The 15,994-nt window shown below is 75.3% G+C and carries 15 protein-coding genes; 11 read left to right on the plus strand and 4 right to left on the minus strand.

From position 1 onward, the window contains the following. Nucleotides 1-11 precede the first annotated feature (11 nt). Genes ACZ7IF_RS00905 through ACZ7IF_RS00935 form a run of 7 tightly spaced genes read left to right on the plus strand, consistent with a single transcriptional unit; the run spans nt 12 to nt 10,243 of the window. On the plus strand, nt 12-1,559 hold the full coding sequence (locus ACZ7IF_RS00905; RefSeq protein ID WP_470961039.1) for a SagB family peptide dehydrogenase: 1,548 nt from the start codon (nt 12-14) through the stop codon (nt 1,557-1,559). Nucleotides 1,560-1,589: 30 nt separating this feature from the next. Continuing rightward, nucleotides 1,590-4,361: a lantibiotic dehydratase gene (locus tag ACZ7IF_RS00910; protein ID WP_470961041.1), complete on the plus strand. Its 2,772-nt coding sequence runs from the start codon at nt 1,590-1,592 to the stop codon at nt 4,359-4,361. Continuing rightward, nucleotides 4,349-5,404: a lantibiotic dehydratase C-terminal domain-containing protein gene (locus ACZ7IF_RS00915; protein WP_470961043.1), complete on the plus strand. Its 1,056-nt coding sequence runs from the start codon at nt 4,349-4,351 to the stop codon at nt 5,402-5,404. Before ACZ7IF_RS00910 ends, ACZ7IF_RS00915 begins: the two co-directional genes overlap by 13 nt. Further along, nucleotides 5,401-6,507: a peptidase M50 gene (locus ACZ7IF_RS00920; protein ID WP_470961045.1), complete on the plus strand. Its 1,107-nt coding sequence runs from the start codon at nt 5,401-5,403 to the stop codon at nt 6,505-6,507. The genes ACZ7IF_RS00915 and ACZ7IF_RS00920 overlap by 4 nt, the downstream gene beginning before the upstream one ends. Nucleotides 6,508-6,558: 51 nt before the next feature. Next, complete coding sequence (locus ACZ7IF_RS00925; protein ID WP_470961047.1) at nt 6,559-7,527, plus strand: ABC transporter ATP-binding protein; 969 nt, start codon at nt 6,559-6,561, stop codon at nt 7,525-7,527. Next, on the plus strand, nt 7,524-8,279 hold the full coding sequence (locus ACZ7IF_RS00930) for an ABC transporter permease (protein WP_470961049.1): 756 nt from the start codon (nt 7,524-7,526) through the stop codon (nt 8,277-8,279). Before ACZ7IF_RS00925 ends, ACZ7IF_RS00930 begins: the two co-directional genes overlap by 4 nt. After that, entirely contained in the window at nt 8,276-10,243 is a 1,968-nt protein-coding gene (locus tag ACZ7IF_RS00935; protein ID WP_470961051.1) for a TOMM precursor leader peptide-binding protein, read from the plus strand. Before ACZ7IF_RS00930 ends, ACZ7IF_RS00935 begins: the two co-directional genes overlap by 4 nt. 126 nt (nt 10,244-10,369) lie before the next feature. Here the strand turns inward: ACZ7IF_RS00935 and ACZ7IF_RS00940 are convergent, their stop codons facing one another. Further along, a complete protein-coding gene (locus tag ACZ7IF_RS00940; protein WP_007268044.1) occupies nt 10,370-10,543 on the minus strand; it encodes a thiazolylpeptide-type bacteriocin in 174 nt (57 codons plus the stop codon). Nucleotides 10,544-10,698: 155 nt separating this feature from the next. On the opposite strand from ACZ7IF_RS00940, the gene ACZ7IF_RS00945 reads away from it, so the two are divergent. Then, nucleotides 10,699-11,979: an amidohydrolase gene (locus tag ACZ7IF_RS00945; protein ID WP_470961053.1), complete on the plus strand. Its 1,281-nt coding sequence runs from the start codon at nt 10,699-10,701 to the stop codon at nt 11,977-11,979. A 35-nt stretch (nt 11,980-12,014) separates the two neighbouring features. Here ACZ7IF_RS00945 and cynS read toward each other — a convergent pair whose 3' ends face one another. After that, on the minus strand, nt 12,015-12,485 hold the full coding sequence (gene cynS / locus ACZ7IF_RS00950; protein ID WP_470961055.1) for a cyanase: 471 nt from the start codon (nt 12,483-12,485) through the stop codon (nt 12,015-12,017). Nucleotides 12,486-12,512: 27 nt separating this feature from the next. After that, nucleotides 12,513-13,097 (minus strand): carbonic anhydrase, encoded by a 585-nt coding sequence (locus tag ACZ7IF_RS00955; RefSeq protein WP_470962268.1) that lies wholly within the window; start codon nt 13,095-13,097, stop codon nt 12,513-12,515. Between the two features lie 125 nt (nt 13,098-13,222). Between ACZ7IF_RS00955 and cynR the strand changes: the two genes are divergently transcribed. Then, nucleotides 13,223-14,134 carry a transcriptional regulator CynR gene (gene cynR, locus ACZ7IF_RS00960; RefSeq protein WP_470961057.1) on the plus strand — a complete coding sequence of 304 codons (912 nt, stop codon included), beginning with the start codon at nt 13,223-13,225 and terminating at the stop codon, nt 14,132-14,134. 49 nt (nt 14,135-14,183) lie between these two features. Here the strand turns inward: cynR and ACZ7IF_RS00965 are convergent, their stop codons facing one another. Continuing rightward, nucleotides 14,184-14,597 (minus strand): MmpS family transport accessory protein, encoded by a 414-nt coding sequence (locus ACZ7IF_RS00965; protein ID WP_470961059.1) that lies wholly within the window; start codon nt 14,595-14,597, stop codon nt 14,184-14,186. 99 nt (nt 14,598-14,696) lie between these two features. Between ACZ7IF_RS00965 and ACZ7IF_RS00970 the strand changes: the two genes are divergently transcribed. Then, nucleotides 14,697-14,930 carry a DUF6296 family protein gene (locus ACZ7IF_RS00970; protein ID WP_470961061.1) on the plus strand — a complete coding sequence of 78 codons (234 nt, stop codon included), beginning with the start codon at nt 14,697-14,699 and terminating at the stop codon, nt 14,928-14,930. Between the two features lie 116 nt (nt 14,931-15,046). Next, nucleotides 15,047-15,934 carry a carbonic anhydrase gene (locus ACZ7IF_RS00975; protein ID WP_470961063.1) on the plus strand — a complete coding sequence of 296 codons (888 nt, stop codon included), beginning with the start codon at nt 15,047-15,049 and terminating at the stop codon, nt 15,932-15,934. The last annotated feature ends 60 nt before the right edge of the window (nt 15,935-15,994 follow it).

Genomic DNA, 15,994 nt, shown 5'->3' on the forward strand with positions numbered 1-15,994 from the left:
GAGGAGGACCCGTGGGCTACGCCCATGACTACGCCAGCGCCATCATGTACCGGGGCAGGGTGCCCATGGAGCCCGTCGACTTCGTGCCCGACTGGGCCGACCGCCCCCGCAAGGCGAAGTACTACCCCGGCGCGGAGACCCTGCCGCTGCCGGATCCGGCGGCCGGCGGGCCGCGCCCCGCGCCGGGGTTCACCCTGCCGCTGCTGTCCGGGATGCTCCAGGACTCGTACGGGCTGACCGGCCGGCGCCTGGGCGTGCAGGCCAACACCGACCTGGCGGCGCTCCCCCACTACACGCAGGCCAACTGGTCGCGGGGCACCGCCTCGGGCGGCGGTCTCTACCCGGTCGGCGTGTACTGGGCGGCCGGTGCGGGCGGGCCGCTCACCCCGGGCCTGTACCACTACGCCCCGCACCAGCACGGGCTGCGCCGGCTGCTGGCCGGCGACGTCACCGGTGACGTGCGGGAGGCGCTGGGCCACGGCCCTGAGGAGGGGTCCTCGCAGTACCTGGTGCTGAGCGTCAAGTACTGGCAGAACTCCTTCAAGTACAACAGCTTCTCCTTCCACGCGGTCAGCATGGACGTGGGCGCGCTGGTGCAGACCTGGCGGCTGTGGGCCCGCGCGTACGGGCTGCGGATCGCGCCCGCGCTCTGGTTCGACGAGGAGCGCCTCGCCCGGCTGCTCGGCGTGGCCCCCGGGGAGGAGGGCGTCTTCGCGGTGCTCCCCCTGGAGTGGGAGGGCGACGCGGCCCGCCCCGCCGGGGTTCCGTCGGCGGGCGCCGGGGTCCGCCACCGGGACTCGGAGCGGTCCCGCACCGTGCTGGCCTTCGAGACGCTGGAGCGGATCCACGGGGCCACCCTCGGGCGGGCCGGCGACCGTCCGGCGCCCGGCGCGCTCGACGCCGCCGCCGCGTACCCGCCGCGGGGCGGGCGGACCGTACCCCTGCCCGCCCCGGCGGCTCCCCCGATGGAGGAGGCCGCCGCGCTGCGGGCCCGGCGCAGCAGCTTCGGCCGCTTCGACGCGACCCGGGCGGTGACGGCGGAGCAGCTGGCGGCGGCGCTGGCGGACTGCGCGGCGACGCGGCCCGGCAGTGAGGCGGAGCGGCCCGACGGGCCGCCGCTGACCTCGCTGTACGCCTTCGTCAACCACGTCGAGGGGATCGAGCCGGGCAGCTACGCCTACGACCCGGCGGAGCACGCGCTGCGGCTGGTGGTGCCGGGGCCGCCCGGACCGTTCCTCCAGGCCAACTACTTCCTGTCCAACTACAACCTGGAACAGGCGGGTGCCGTTCTGGTGCCGACCGTGCGGACCACCGCGGTCCTCGACGCGGTCGGCGACCGGGGCTACCGCCTCATGGGGGCGGCCGTGGGCGCGATCGCGCAGACCTTCTACACCACCGCCGCCGCCCACGGGCTCGGCGCGGGCGTGGCGCTGGGCTTCGACAACGTCTCGTACGCCGAGCGGCTGGGGCTGGCGGACACCGACGAGGCACCGCTGCTGATCATGCTGCTCGGCCACGAGCGGCCGCGGCCCGCCGACTTCCGCCACGAGATCGCCTGACCGGGCCACGAGAGAAGCAGGGGGACCAGGATGGACACCACCACCGAATGGCACACCGGCGAGCGCTTCATGCTGCGCGTCGCCGGCCTGCCGCTGGCCGCGGCCGACGCGCTGCGCTGCCGGGACACCGGGCGCTGGGCGGCCGACGTGCTCGCCGCCGAGGAGGCGCTGCGGGCGGACGCGCAGTGGCTGAGCGAGGCGCTGCACCGGGCGGTCGGCGCGACCGATCCGGAGCCGGGCGGGCCGGGCGCGGCGCACCGCCGCGAACTGCTGCGGCTGCGGCGCCAGGTCCACAACGGGCGGCTGCCCGCCGATCCCGGGGCCGCCCTGCGGGCGGTGGCGGACCTGGGCGAGGAGGCGGGCGACCGGCTGGCGCTCTGGCTGGAGCGGACCCGCGCGCTGGAGAAGCTGCTGGCCGAGGGAGAGCCGCTGCTCGCCGCCGATCTGGGCCGGGGCCGGGCCGCGCTGCGCGAGCTGCTCGGCGACGACCGGCTGCGGCACGGGCTGCTGCTGGCCTCGCCGGTGCTGGAGGGGCAGCTCGACGCGTACGCGGCGGCCACCGCCGGGGGCGGGGAGCCGGGGGGCCGGTCGCGCAAGGCCGAGCGCTCGGTGCTCTCGTACCTCTACCGCACCGCCTGTAAGACCAGCCCCTTCAGCACCTTCACCGGGGTGGCGACGGGCCGGTTCACCCCGGAGGCGGGGGCCGACGGCATCCGGGTGGAGGACGCCTGGAGCAGCCACGTCCGGCTGAACGTGGTGGTGCTGGCGCGGCTCGCCGAGCTGGTCCTCGCCGACCCGGTGCGCCGCCGGGACCTGCCGCTGCGCCCGGCCCCGGGCTGGGGCCGGGAGGACGACCGGATCCGGTACGTGCGCCGCTCGGTGACGGCCGGCGACGACACGGCCGCCGTCACCTTCGACGCGGTCAAGGACCGGCTGTTCTTCCTGCGCCGCAGCGGCACCCTGGACCGGCTGCTCGCCCTCTTCGCCGAGCGGGGCGGAGGGGCCGCGGACGGCGGCGGGCCCGAGCTGCGCCACCACGAGCTGGCCGACTGGCTGGCCGCCGAGCACGGCGCGGCCCCCGAGGAGTGCGAGGCCTACATCGGGGCCCTGCTCCAGCTCGGCATGGTGCGGGTGCCGTGCCTGGACACCGAGGTGCACAGCGGTGATCCGGTCCGGGCCTTCCAGCGGGCCCTGTCCGGCCTGGAGCGGCCCTGGGCCGACGGGCTGGCCGCGCTCCTGGAGGAGCCCGCCCGGCTGCTGGAACGCTACCCGCTCGCCGGGCGCACCGAGCGCCGCGAGCTGCTGTCCGCCCTGCGCGCGGCACTGCGCCGGGCGCAGGAGGAACTGGGCGCGCCGGCGGACGCCCCGCTGCCGCAGACGCTGGTGTACGAGGACGCCAGCGCGGGCCGCGACCTGGCGGCGGCTCCCCCGGCCTGGGCCGAACCGGGGGCGGAGGGCGGCTCGCTGCGCTCGGTCGAGCGGATCCTGCCGGCCTTCGACCTGACGGTGGCCCAGCGGATCACCTTCGAGGGGTTCTTCACGGCCCGTTACGGCCGGGGCGGGCGCTGCGAGGACCTGCTGGGGCTGGTGCACGACTTCCACGAGGACTTCTTCGACCAGTACCTGTCCTTCACCGCGCGGCGCACGCCGTTCGACGCGCGCGGCGAGTACGTGCCGGAGGAGAACTGGCTGGGCCTGCCCGGGATCCGGGCCCTGGACGCGGCGCGGCGGGCCTTCACCGGCCGGATGCGGGCGCACTGGGCGGCGTACGAGGAGCACGGCGCGGGCGGCGGCGAACTGCGGCTCTCCGGGGAGGACGTGGAGGCGGTCGCGGCGGAACTGGAGCCGGTGGTGCCCGGGTTCGCCCCGCGCTGCCACCACCTCCAGCTGGCGCGGGACCCGGAGACGGGCGCGGAGCTGACCGTCCTCAACCGCTCGTACGGCGGGCTGTCCTTCCCGTTCAGCCGGTTCACGCACCTCTACCCGGAGCCGGCCGGGCTGGACGGCGAACTGCGCGCGACGGCCGCCGGGGTCACCCCGCCCGGCGCTGTGTTCGCGGAGGTCACGGGCGGGGCGGTCACCACCAACCTGAACCTGCACGGCCGGCTCACCGAGTACGAGATCGTCTGCCCGGGCGAGAGCGGCACCCTGCCCGAGGACCGGCTGCTGCGCCTGGACGACCTGTACGCGGAGCACGTGCCGGAGACCGGCCGCGTGGTGCTGCGTTCGCGGCGCCTGGGCCTGGAGGTGATCCCGGTGTACCTGGGGTACCTGGTGCCGCTGGCGCTGCCCGCCGTACCGCGCACCCTGCTGCTGCTCTCGCCGTCCTCGATGTCCCCGCTGGACGTCTGGGCGGGGGTGCCGGAGGGCGCGGCGCACGCCGGGGTGACCACGCGTCCGCGGGTGGTGCACGGGGACCTGGTGCTGAGCCGGCGCAGCTGGACGACCACGGCGGGCGAACTTCCCGCGCACGGTGCCCGGGAGGCCGGGCACTTCCTGGAGTGGCAGCGCTGGCGCCGGGCGCACGGGCTGCCGGAGCGGGTGTTCGCGACCGTGTCGGCGGGCCCGTCCGCGCTCGGGGCCAAACCGCAGTACGTGGACTTCTCCAGCCTGCTGTCGCTGGCGGCGTTCGAGCCGCTGCTGCGCGAGGGCGGCCACCGGGTCGTCTTCCGGGAGATGCTCCCGGACCCCGGCGGCCTGCACGTCCGCTCGGCGCGCGGCGGGCACGTCGCCGAGCTCGCCGTCGAGACCTTCACCACGACCGTCCGGACCGAGGAGGGCGCACCCGCATGTCAGAGCTGACCCCGACGCGTGGCGCGTGGCAGGCCATGCACGTGTTCTACGCCGCCAACCCGCAGCCGCTGCTGGTGCAGTGCGTGCGGCCGCTGATCGCCTCCCTGACGGCGGACGGGCTGCTGGCGGGGCACTTCTTCATCAACTACTGGCTGGAGGGCCCGCACGTACGGCTGCGGCTCCGGCCGGTGAGTCCGGAGGCGGAGCCGGAGGTGCGCCGACGTGCCGAGGAGGCGGTGTCGGCGTTCCTGAAGGCGCGGCCGGCGCTGTACGAGGTGGACTCCGGCTTCCTCAACGAGTTCTACAACACCCTGTTCGACATCGAGTTCCCGGAAGGGGACCGGGCCGCCTTCATGGGCGAGGACGGCCGGATGAACCTGCGGCCCAACAACTCCTTCTCCTACGAGCCGTACGAGCCGGAGTACGGCAAGTACGGCGGCCCGGCAGGGGTGGAGCTCGCGGAGTGGCACTTCGCGCACTCCAGCGACCTCGTCATGGACGCCCTGGGCTCGATGAACCTGCACCTGCGGACGGTGCTGCTGGGCACCTCGGCGCAGCTGATGATGGTGATGGCCGGGGTGTTCCTGCCCGACCGGGAGGAGCTCGGGAACTACCTGGACAGCTACTACCGGTTCTGGCACCGCGCTTTCCCCGGCACCGGTTTCATCGGCTCGACCGAGTACGACCGCACGTACGAGCAGACCGGTCCCGGTCTCGGGCGGCGGTTCGAGGCCGTGCTGGAGGCGCTGGGCTCCGGGGAGACGGCCCGGCTGCCGGCCTTCCTGGCGGGCTGGGCGGAGCACTGCCGGGAGCTGCGGAGCCGCGCGGAGGCCCTGGCGGCGGGCGGGGAGCTGGTGTTCCGGTCCTGGGACGGGAGCCGGGACGAGCGGGTGACCGATCCGGCGGTGGCGCTGCCGCTGCTGCTGTCCCCGTACATGCACATGACCAACAACCGGCTGCACGTGACGATCCGGGACGAGGCGTACCTCTCCCACCTGCTGGGCCGGGTGCTGCGCGAGGGCGCGGGGACCGGCGGGGTGGTCGTGCCGTGACCGCGCCCTCCGGGATGCCGGACCACCGGCCGGCGCTGCGGCCCGGGGTCCTGCTGTCGCCGCCGCTGCTGAACGGCCCCGCCGTGGTGCACCTGGTCAAGGACCCGGTGTCCGGGGCGGCGTTCGAGATCGGGCCGAAGGAGTACTTCCTCGTGTCGCGCCTCGACGGCTCGCGCAGCCTGGCGGAGATCGGCGAGGCGTACGGGCAGGCCTTCGGGCGCCGGCTGGGCGAGCGGAACTGGCAGCAGCTGCTCGGGCTGCTCGGCACCCGGCGGCTGCTCGCGGGCGGCCCGGTCCCGCAGGCGCAGGCCGGTCCCGGGCCGCAGCGGACCGGGACCCTGCTGCGCGGCACCCTGCGGCTGGTCGCGGACGCCGATGCCACGACGGCCCGTCTGCACCGCCTCCTGCGGCCGGTGCTGCGGCCGGCGGTGCTGGGCGCGCTGCTGCTCGTCTTCCTGGCCATGGAGGCGTGGCTGGCGGCTTCGGCGGGCGCCCTGTTCGCCGATCTGCGGTGGCTGCTGCCGCGTCCGGCGCCGCTGCTGGCCGTGGCCACGCTGCTGTGGCTCAGCACGGCCCTGCACGAGTTCGCCCACGGGATCGCCGCCCGGCACGTCGGCGGCACCGTCGGGGAGATCGGGCTGCGCTGGCGGCTGCCGATGGTGATCATGTACTGCCGGGTCGACAACTACCGCTACCTGCCGCGCCGGCGCGACCAGCTGGCCGTGGCCGGGGCGGGCGCCTTCGCCAACCTGCTCTTCCTGCTGCCGTTCTGCGCCTGGTGGGCGGCGCTCCCCGCGGGCGACCCCACCCGCCGGGTGCTCGGCGCGCTGCTGCTGCTCGGCAGCGCGCAGGCCCTGGTCAACCTCGTCCCGCTGCCGCCGCTCGACGGCTACACCCTGCTCGGGCACGCGCTGCGCGTGACCCGGCTGGCGCCCGCCAGCTCGGCGTACCTGCGGCTGCGCATGCGGGACAAGGGCGCGGCGGCCGCCTACCCGGTACGGGCCCGGCGGCTGTACCTCGGCTACGGGATCGGCTCGGCCGTGCTGGTCCTGCTCCTGGCCGGGTGCCTCGCCGCCGCCGTCGTGCTGACCGTCACCCCCTAGACCGCTTTCCGTCCCCCCACCCGATTCCGACACCGAGGGAACCGCACGCCCATGACAACTGACCGCACTCCGCCGCCCGACGCGCCCGTGGCCGTCGCCGTCCGGGAGGTCCGCAAGCGTTACGGCGACCGCCAGGCCGTGGACGGGCTCTCCCTCGACGTGCGCCGCGGCGAGTTCTTCGGACTCCTCGGCCCCAACGGGGCGGGCAAGACCACCTTCATCGAGATCGTCGAGGGCCTGCGCCAGGCCGACTCGGGCACGGTCGAGGTCCTCGGCCACAGCCCCTGGCCGCGCAACACGGCGCTGCTGCCCCGGATCGGCGTACAGACCCAGGCCTCGGCGTTCTTCGTCCGGCAGACCGCGCGCGAGCACCTCGCCACCGTCGCGGGCCTGTACCGCAAGGACGCGGCCGCCGCGGACCGCACGCTGGCGCTGGTCGGGCTGACCGAGCAGCGCGACGTGCTCGTGGAGAACCTCTCGGGCGGCCAGCGCCAGCGGCTCGCCATCGCCTCCGCACTGGTCCACGACCCCGAGCTGATCTTCCTGGACGAGCCGACCGCCGCGCTGGACCCGCAGGCCCGCCGCGACCTGTGGCAGGTGCTGCGGGCCCTCAAGGGCGAGGGCCGCACCATCGTCTACACCACCCACCACCTCGACGAGGCCGAGGCCCTGTGCGACCGGGTGGCCATCCTGGTCGGCGGCCGCATCGCCGCGCTGGACTCCCCGCACCAGCTGATCACCTCCGCCGGGGCCCGGGCCAGGCTGCTGGTCCCCGAGGGGCGGATCGGCCTGGCCGAGGCCGCCGCGCTGGAGGGGGTGGAGCGGGTCAGCGAGCAGGGCGGCTCGCTGGTGCTGGAGACCTCGGTCCCCGGCAAGGTGCTCCAGGCCGTCGACGCGCTCACCGGGCTCGACGGGGTGATGACCCGCACGGCCACCCTGGAGGACGTCTACCTGGAGCTGACCGGCCACGCCGCGGCCGACGGCCACTCCCCCGCACACACCCTGGAGTCCCGCGCATGAGCGCCTACACGGCACTGACCGCAGCCGGCTACCGGGCGCAGGTCCGGGACAAGGCCACCCTCTTCTTCACCTTCGCCTTCCCGCTGCTGTTCCTCGTCGTCTTCGGCCTGATCTTCAGCGGCCAGGACGTGGAGCAGAGCGGCCGCCCGTACATCTCGTACATCGCGCCCGGCGTGATGTCCTGGGGCGTCGCCAACGCCGCCGTCTTCGGGATCGCCTTCACCCTGATGCAGTGGCGCCGCGACGACCTGCTGCGCCTGATCCGGCTCAGCCCGACGCCGCTGACCACGGTGCTGGCCTCGCGCTACGTACTGGCCCTGGTGGTCGGCGTGGTGCAGGCGGCCGTGTTCGTCGCCGTCGCCATGCTGCCCGGGTTCGGGCTCGAACTGGACGGGCGCTGGCCGCTGGTGCTGCCCGCGCTGGTCCTCGGCATCACCGCCTTCATGGCCATCGGGGTGATCGTCGGCAACTACGCCAAGACGCCCGAGGCCGTCGCCGCCATCGCCAACTGCATGATGGTGCCGATGGCGTTCCTGTCGGGCTCCTTCCTGCCGCTCGACATGATGCCGTCCTGGCTGCGCACGGTCTCGCAGGTGCTGCCGCTGCGCTACCTCAACGACGCCGCCTCCGGGGCCCTGACCGGCACCGGCTCCCTCGCCTCGATCGGGATCGGCTGCGCGGCGCTGGCCGGCTTCGCCCTCCTGTTCGGCGGGATCGGGCTGAAGACCTTCCGCTGGAGCAACCAGTCATGACCGACACCGCGACGCAGACCGTACGGGCGGCCGGGGCCCCCGACGGCACCGCGCTGGAGGCGGCCCGCCGGCAGCTGGAGCGGGCCCTCGCCGCTGCCGCCGCCCCGGGCGCGGCGGCGCCGTACGTGGTCACGCTCGGGGTGCACGACGCCCTCGGGCCGCGTACCGCCGACCCCTTCGCCGCGGTCCGCCCGGCCGCCACCGTCCACCTGGGCGCGCAGGCCGTGCTGCTGGGGCCCTGGGGCGGCGACGGCACCGCCCCCGCCTGCGGGCAGTGCCTGGCGATGCGCTGGCAGCGGCTGCGCAGCAAGAGCGAGCGGGACGCGCTGGAGACCGGGTCCGGGCCGCGCACCCCCGTCTCGGCGCGGTGGCCGCGTTTGTCGCCGTACGTGCTGGACGCGGCCGCGGCCCTGCACGCCGCCGTGGCCGGCGGTGACGCGCGGGCCCCGGGCGCGGCGGCCGCCGACCGGGCCCTGCCGCAGGTGTCCCGGCTGGACCTGGAGACCCTCCAGGTGCGCACGTACCCGCTGGCCGCCGACCCGCTCTGCCCCGACTGCGGCCCGCGCGCCGCCGCCGCGCCGCGGCCCTTCGCCCCCGCCTCGCGGCCCAAGCCGGACCCGGACGCGCAGCGGCTGCGCAAGGCGTCCTCGTACCCGGTGCCGCGGGAGGCGCTGGCCAATCCGGTGACCGGGGTGCTCGGCGGGGGCACCTGGATCAACGTGACCTCGCCGACCACCGCTCCGGTCGCGGGCAGCGTCTTCATGCGCGGCTACGCGGGGCTGACGGACGTCACCTGGAGCGGGCAGGCCAACAGCTTCTCGGCCAGCCGGGACCTGGCCTTCCTGGAGGGACTGGAGCGGTACGCGGGCACCCACCGGCGCACCGGCGCCGAAGCGCTCACCGCCTCCTACGCGGAGCTGGGCGAACGGGCCCTGAACCCGGCGGAGTGCGGGTTCTACCCGCCCGAGACCTACCGGGACGACCCGCTCGTGTCGCCCTTCGACCCCGAGCGGCCCATCCCCTGGGTGTACGGGCACTCGCTGCGCGACGACCGGCCGGTGCTGGTGCCGGCCCGGCTGGCCTACTACAGCGCGGGCCTGGCCGCCGACAACTTCGTCTTCGAGTGCTCCAACGGCTGCGCCATCGGCGGCTGCCTGGAGGAGGCTCTGCTCGGCGCGCTGCTGGAGCTGATCGAGCGGGACGCGTTCCTGCTCGCCTGGTACGGCGGCCAGCGGCTGACGGAGATCGACCTGGACTCCGTACCGGGGCCGGCGGTGCGGATGATGGTGGACCGCGCGGCCCTCCAGGGGTACGACGTGCACGCCTTCGACAACCGGATCGACCTGGCGGTGCCGGTGGTGACGGGACTGGCCGTACGGCGCGACGGCGGGCCGGGGCTGTACTCCTTCGGCGCGGGCGCGGCGCTGGATCCGGCGTCGGCGGTGGAGGCCGCGCTGTCGGAGGTGCTCACCTACATCCCGCACCTGCCCCGGCAGGTCGCCGAGCGGCAGGGCGAACTGGAGGCGATGACCCGGGACTTCGGGAAGGTCCTGCACCTCAAGGACCACGCCCAGCTGTACGGGCTGCCCGCGATGGCCCCGCACGCGCGGACCTACCGGGAGCCGCTCGGCGTGCGGTCCATGGCGGAGCTGTACGCGGACTGGGAGGCCGGCGGGCGGCCGAGGACCGGAGACCTGCGGGACGACCTGCTGCTGTGCGTACGGGAGCTGACGGACGCCGGGCACGACGTGATCGTCGTCGACCAGACCACGCCGGAGCAGCGCCGGATGGGCCTGAGCACGGTGTGCGCCGTCGTGCCGGGGCTGCTGCCGATCGACTTCGGCTGGTCGCGCCAGCGGGCCCCGTACATGCCCCGGCTGCGGACGGCCGCGATGCGGGCGGGGCTGCGCGGGAGCCCGCTGACGGACGCGGAGGTCCGGCTGGTGCCGCACCCGTTCCCCTGACCTGGCCGGCCGGGCCCCGGGATCCCCCGGGGCCCTTCTCGGCGGCCGTACCGCACACACCGGATGCCCCGGACCCCTTCCTGCGGGGTCCGGGGCATCCGGTGTGTGCGGTACGGCGCCGGGGTGTCAGGCGCTGCAGGAGGTGGTGCTGGTGGTGGAGGAACAGGTCGAGGTGGAGCTGCAGCTGGTGGAACCGGCGAGCACGACCTCGCTGGCGTCCGAGTAGTCCGAGATCTCGAAGGTCTCCGACTCCAGCTCGAGGATCTCGTCGGCGAGCGAGGCGAGCGGCGACTTCTCCATGGGACTCTCCTTCGTTGGTTCAGGCGGTCTGTGTTGCCCTTTCAGGAAACCCGGCCGCGCCGTCACTTCACCTGTTCATCTCCTGACACTCCTCTGACAGAAAGTGTCAGCGCCTTGACAGTCCCGCCCGGAGCCGGTGGCCGAGCATGGTCGTCATGACCGCCTCCGCCACCGTGCTCCCCGGACTCCCGCCGCTGCTGCGCCCGTTGACGACCCTGTACCTGGACCTGCACCGCCACCCCGAGCTCTCGGGCCAGGAGGAGCGCACGGCCGCCCGGTTCGCCGACTGGCTGGAGTCCGCCGGGTACGAGACCACGCGCGGGATCGGCGGGCACGGCGTGGCCGGGGTGCTGCGCCGGGGCGAGGGCCCGACGGTCATGCTGCGCGCCGAGCTGGACGCGCTGCCGGTGCGGGAGGCGACGGGGCTGCCGTACGCGAGCGAGGGCCCGGCGGCGCACGCCTGCGGGCACGACCTCCACCTCGCCGCGGCCGCCGGCACCGCCTCCCTGCTGGCGGACGCCGGGCCCGGGGCCTGGCAGGGCACGCTCGTGGTGGTGGGACAGCCCGCGGAGGAGACCCTGGAGGGGGCGCGGGCGATGCTCGCCGACGGGCTGTACGAGCGCGTCGGCCGCCCGGACACGGTGCTCGCGCAGCACGCCGCTCCGCTGCCCGCCGGGATGGTCGCGCACGGGTACGGGCCGATGACCGCCGGGAGCGTGACGCTGCGGGTGGTGGTGCACGGGCGCGGCGGACACGCGGGCGCCCCGCACCTGACCGTGGACCCGGTGGTGACGGCGGCCCACGTGGTGACCCGGCTGCAGACGGTGGTGGCCCGGGAGGCGGCGCCCTCGGAGCAGGTCGCCGTCACCGTGGGGCGGCTGCGGGCCGGCGAGCGGGCCAACGTCGTGCCCGACCGGGCCGAGCTGGGGATCACCGTACGGGCGGCCGGGGAGGCCGCGCTCAGCCGGGCGGCGGAGGCGGTCGAGCGGATCGTGCGCGCCGAGTGCGCCGCCTCCGGCTGCCCGCGGGAGCCGGAGATCGTCCGCGAGGGCTCCTCGCCCGTCACCCACCCCGATCCGGCCACGACGGCCGCGGTGCGGGCGGCGCACACGGCGCGGCTGGGGGCGGAGCGGGTGGCGATGTGGCCGCCGTCCCTGGCCACGGAGGACTTCGGGCTGTTCGGCGACGCGGGGCGGGCGGTGCACGGCGCGCGGGGGGTGCGGCTCGCCTACTGGATGCTGGGGGTGATCGGGCCGGCCGCCTGGGCGGCGGCGCCCGGGGAGGGCGCCGCCGGGAAGCTGGCGGCCCTCCCCGCCAACCACGCCCCGGACTTCGCCCCGGACGTCCGCACGGCCCTGCCGGCCGGGGTGGACGCCCTGACCGCGGCGGCCCTGGCCTGCCTGGCGGAGCCGGGGGGCGGCGGGACGGCCCGGTGACCCCTCGGGCGTCCCGCCCGGTCCCGGCGGCGGGATCAGAAGGGCCTGGTCGGCAGGTACTTGCCGTCGAGTGTGATGACGGCGCGCTCGCCGCCGTCGGGGTCGGCGACCTTCTTCACGTCCAGCCTGAAGTTGATCGCGCTGATGATGCCGTCGCCGAACTGCTCGTGGACCAGGGCCTTGAGGGTGGTTCCGTAGACCTGGAGCATCTCGTGGAAGCGGTAGACGGTCGGGTCGGTCGGGACCCGGCCGGGGATCGAACCGCGCGTGGGAATGGTCTGGAGCCACATCGTGGCGTCCTCGTCCAGGCCGAGGAGTTCGGCGACGGCCTTCGCGGCGGGCCCGGGCAGCGGGTGCTGGCCGAGGACGGCGGCGGTGACGAAGGCCACCGACAGGCCGGTGACGTCGGCGATCTGCTGCCAGGTGAGGTTCTTGCGGGTCTTGGCCTCGACCGCGTCGGCGGCGAGCCGCTCACGGACGGCGGGGGCGAACTGGGCGTGTATCACAGGAAGTTCCTTTCGGTCGGTGGTGCGTCAGGCAGCGGGGGCGGGGGCGTCGAGTTCCTCGACGGCGCCGGTGGGTATGTCGTAGACCCAGCCGCGCAGGACCAGGGCGCCCCGGGCGAGGCCGCGGGCCACCGAGGGGTGCGTGGCGAGGTTCGCCAGCTGGGCCCGTACGTTCTCGCGTACCAGGGAGTCCATTCCGCCGCCGGTCTCCGCCGCGCGGGCCAGCGAGGCGTCCGCGTGCCGGAGCCAGCCGGCGACGGCCGGGGCGGCGCTGAGGTCGTGGCGTTCGGCGAGGGCGGTCATCGCCCCGCAGCCGGAGTGCCCGCAGACCACGATCTCGCCGACCCCGAGGACCGCCACGGCGTACTCGATGCCGGCGCCGACCGCGTCGGGGCCGGGGGTGTGGGCGGGGACGAGGTTGCCGGCGGTGCGGACGACGAACAGCTCGCCCGGCTCGCTCTGGGTGATCAGCTCCGGCACCACGCGGGCGTCGGAGCAGCCGATGAACAGGGTCGCGGGCCGATGGGTCCGGGCCAGGCGGGCGAACAGCTCCGCCTTGGCGGGGAAGACGTCGCGCCGGAAACGGTCGACGCCCTGGATGAGGTCGTGCACGGTCACTCCCGGTCTGTGGGGTCCACCCCTGTGGGGCTGATGTGTTCCACCCTGCATGACCTGCACCCATAGTGTCCAAGAGCTGTAAACCATGAGACCTATCGATGACATCTATGGTTGTCGTCATGGCTCTCGAACTGCGCCACCTGCGCTATCTGCTCGCGGTCGCCGAGCACCACAGCTTCACGCGCGCCGCGGAGGAGCTGCACATCTCCCAGCCCACCCTGTCGCAGCAGATCAAGCAGCTGGAGCGGACGGTGGGCGTGCGGCTGCTGGACCGGGGCGGCCGTTCGGTGCGCCTCACCGACGCCGGCGAGGCGTACGCGCACCACGCGCGCCGGGCGCTGCGCGACCTGGCGGCCGCCGAGCGGGCCGTCCACGACGTCGGCGACCTCTCGCGCGGCCACCTGCGCCTGGCCCTGACCCCCACCTTCACCGCGTACCTGCTCGGCCCGCTGCTCGGCGCCCTGCACGAGGCGCACCCCGGGATCACGGTGGAGGTGCGGGAGATGGCCCAGGACCGCATCGAGTCGGCCCTGCTGGCGGACGGCACCGACCTCGGGATCGCGTTCGCCGGGCCGCACCCGCCGGGGATCGCGGCCACCGCCCTGTTCACGGAGACCCTCGGCCTGGTGGTCTCCTCGCGTCCGGGGGCCCCGGCGGGGCCGGTGGCGGCGGCCGGGCTGGCGGACCGTCCGCTGGCGCTGCTGAACGGGGACTTCGCGACCCGGCGGCACGTGGACGCGTACTGCGCGGCGCAGGGGGTGCGGCCGCGCGTGGCGGTCGAGGCGGACTCGGTCCAGGCCCTGACCGAGCTCGTGCGCCGGACCGGTCTGGCCACCGTGCTGCCGGACGCCGTCGCCCGGGAGCAGCCGGGCCTGACCCGGGTCCCGCTGCTCCCGGCCCCGCCCTCCCGCACGGTCACCCTGCTCCGCCGGGACACCGCCTACCAGAGCGCCGCCGCCCGCGCCTTCACGGCGCTGGCCCGGGAGCTCACCGCGGCCCGGGGCTACGACTCCGCGGAGCGGGGGGACTGAGCGTTCGTCAGACCCAGGGGGTGTCCGGCCCTGATCCGCCGGACACCCCCTAGCCCGCCACGGGCGAGACGGCCACGCAGCCGCCCGCGGCGGTGAGGGCCTCGCCGGACTGCTCGGCGATGACCTTGCCCTTGTAGGTGATCTTGCAGGTGACCTGCCCCTCGGCGCCCGCCGCCGCGACCGGGAGCACGGTGGGCGGCATGATGCCGCGCAGGGTGACGGTCTTGACCCAGGGCAGGGACGGGGCGTCCACCGTCTCGTGCTGCGGCTCCATCGCGGTCCCGGCGCCGGCGGCGAAGCCGATGGAGGCGGCCCCCTTGCCGGTGACCTCGTACGTCACCTCGTACGTCTCGTCGACCGCCTTGTCGACCCGGTCGACGGCGTCGGAGGCGGAGCAGGCCGTCACGGCGAGCAGGAGCGTGGCGGCGAGGGCGCCGGTGCGGGCGAGGCGGTGGGTGTTCACGGGGTTCCTTCGACGGAGCAAGCGGGCACCCCGTACACAATCGCAAAGTAAAGGTAAAGTCAAAAGGCGGCCCGGGGACGTTCGGCCCACGATGGACACATGAGCGTCCGACGGTACGAGCTGACGTTTCCCGGTGGCGACGGGACGGGCCAGGACACCGTGATCGTGGAGCGCACCGAGGTGGCCGGTCCGGGAGGGCACCCGGTGTACGCCGACGCCACGGGCATCGTCCGCGCGGAGATCAGCGACCGGGACGAGGTCCGCATGCTCGCCTCCGGCGGCCAGCAGGCCCTCGCCCACCCCACCGGGGCGCGCCGGCTGCCCGAAGCCTGACCGGTCCGGCTGTGCGCCGACGGTGGGAACGCGGGCCCCGGCCGCTCGCGCCTGCGCCCGTACCGGCCGCCTCCCGTCCGATAGTCGCCAGGGTCGACGAATCGGAGGAACGGGCGATGGACAGCGCAGGACTACCGCGCCGCAAGGCACTGCTCGCGGGCGGCCTCGCGGCCGTCGCGGGCACGCTCTCGGCCTGCACGGCCGCCGGCACCCCACAGGGCGCGGGTACGAGGGCACGGCCCGAGGCCGCCGCGCCGAACGCGGCGCCGGCCACGCCGGACGCGGCCTTCGCCCGGCTGATGGAGGGCAACAAGCGCTGGGTGGACGGCTCGCTCCAGCACCCCGACCGGGACCCCACGCGGCGTCAGCTGGTCGCCCAGAGCCAGGAGCCGTTCGGGGTGGTGCTCTCCTGCATCGACTCCAGGGTCCCGCCCGAGCTGCTCTTCGACACCGGGCTCGGCGACCTGTACGTGCTGCGCACCGGTGGCCAGGCGGTCGGCCCGGTGGTCACCGGGTCCGTCGAGTTCGGGCCGGTGACCGGCGGCACCCCGCTGGTCTTCGTGCTCGGGCACCAGCGCTGCGGCGCCATCGACGCCGCGTACAAGGCGCTGCGCGACGGGAAGAGCCTGCCGGGCAATCTCCAGGCGGTCCAGCAGGCCCTGAAGCCGGCGTACGACCAGGTGGCCAAGGAGGGCGGCACCGGCGACCCGGTCGACCGGATGATCCGCGCCCAGATCAAGCTGACGGCGGACGACCTGCGCGCCAACGCGGATCTGGCCCCCCTGGTCAAGAAGGGGTCGGTCGTGGTGGTCGGCGGCTACTACTCCCTCGACACCGGCAAGGTGGAGATCCTGACGGGCGCCCCCGCGGCCGCGGCGACGCCCGGCCCGGCGGGCACCGGCGCCGCCACCCCCGCACCCTCCACGGCCCCGGAACCCTCCGGCACCCCCGCACCGATGGGCACCATGCCGATGGGGACGATGCCGATGGACACCCCCTCCTGAATCCGCCGGGTACGCACGAGCCCCCTGCCGGGCCGCGGTGACGCGGCCCCGCAGGGGGCT

The organism is Streptomyces sp. NPDC037421 (genome assembly GCF_055602105.1).

Bases quoted from the DNA above. Each gene is read 5' to 3' on its own strand.
- ACZ7IF_RS00910 (WP_470961041.1), top strand. From the start codon at position 1,590: ATGGACACCACCACCGAATGGCACACCGGCGAGCGCTTCATGCTGCGC.
- ACZ7IF_RS00915 (WP_470961043.1), top strand. From the start codon at position 4,349: ATGTCAGAGCTGACCCCGACGCGTGGCGCGTGGCAGGCCATGCACGTG.
- ACZ7IF_RS00925 (WP_470961047.1), top strand. From the start codon at position 6,559: ATGACAACTGACCGCACTCCGCCGCCCGACGCGCCCGTGGCCGTCGCC.
- ACZ7IF_RS00930 (WP_470961049.1), top strand. From the start codon at position 7,524: ATGAGCGCCTACACGGCACTGACCGCAGCCGGCTACCGGGCGCAGGTC.
- ACZ7IF_RS00935 (WP_470961051.1), top strand. From the start codon at position 8,276: ATGACCGACACCGCGACGCAGACCGTACGGGCGGCCGGGGCCCCCGAC.
- ACZ7IF_RS00940 (WP_007268044.1), bottom strand. From the start codon at position 10,543: ATGGAGAAGTCGCCGCTCGCCTCGCTCGCCGACGAGATCCTCGAGCTG.
- ACZ7IF_RS00945 (WP_470961053.1), top strand. From the start codon at position 10,699: ATGACCGCCTCCGCCACCGTGCTCCCCGGACTCCCGCCGCTGCTGCGC.
- cynR (WP_470961057.1), top strand. From the start codon at position 13,223: ATGGCTCTCGAACTGCGCCACCTGCGCTATCTGCTCGCGGTCGCCGAG.
- ACZ7IF_RS00970 (WP_470961061.1), top strand. From the start codon at position 14,697: ATGAGCGTCCGACGGTACGAGCTGACGTTTCCCGGTGGCGACGGGACG.
- ACZ7IF_RS00975 (WP_470961063.1), top strand. From the start codon at position 15,047: ATGGACAGCGCAGGACTACCGCGCCGCAAGGCACTGCTCGCGGGCGGC.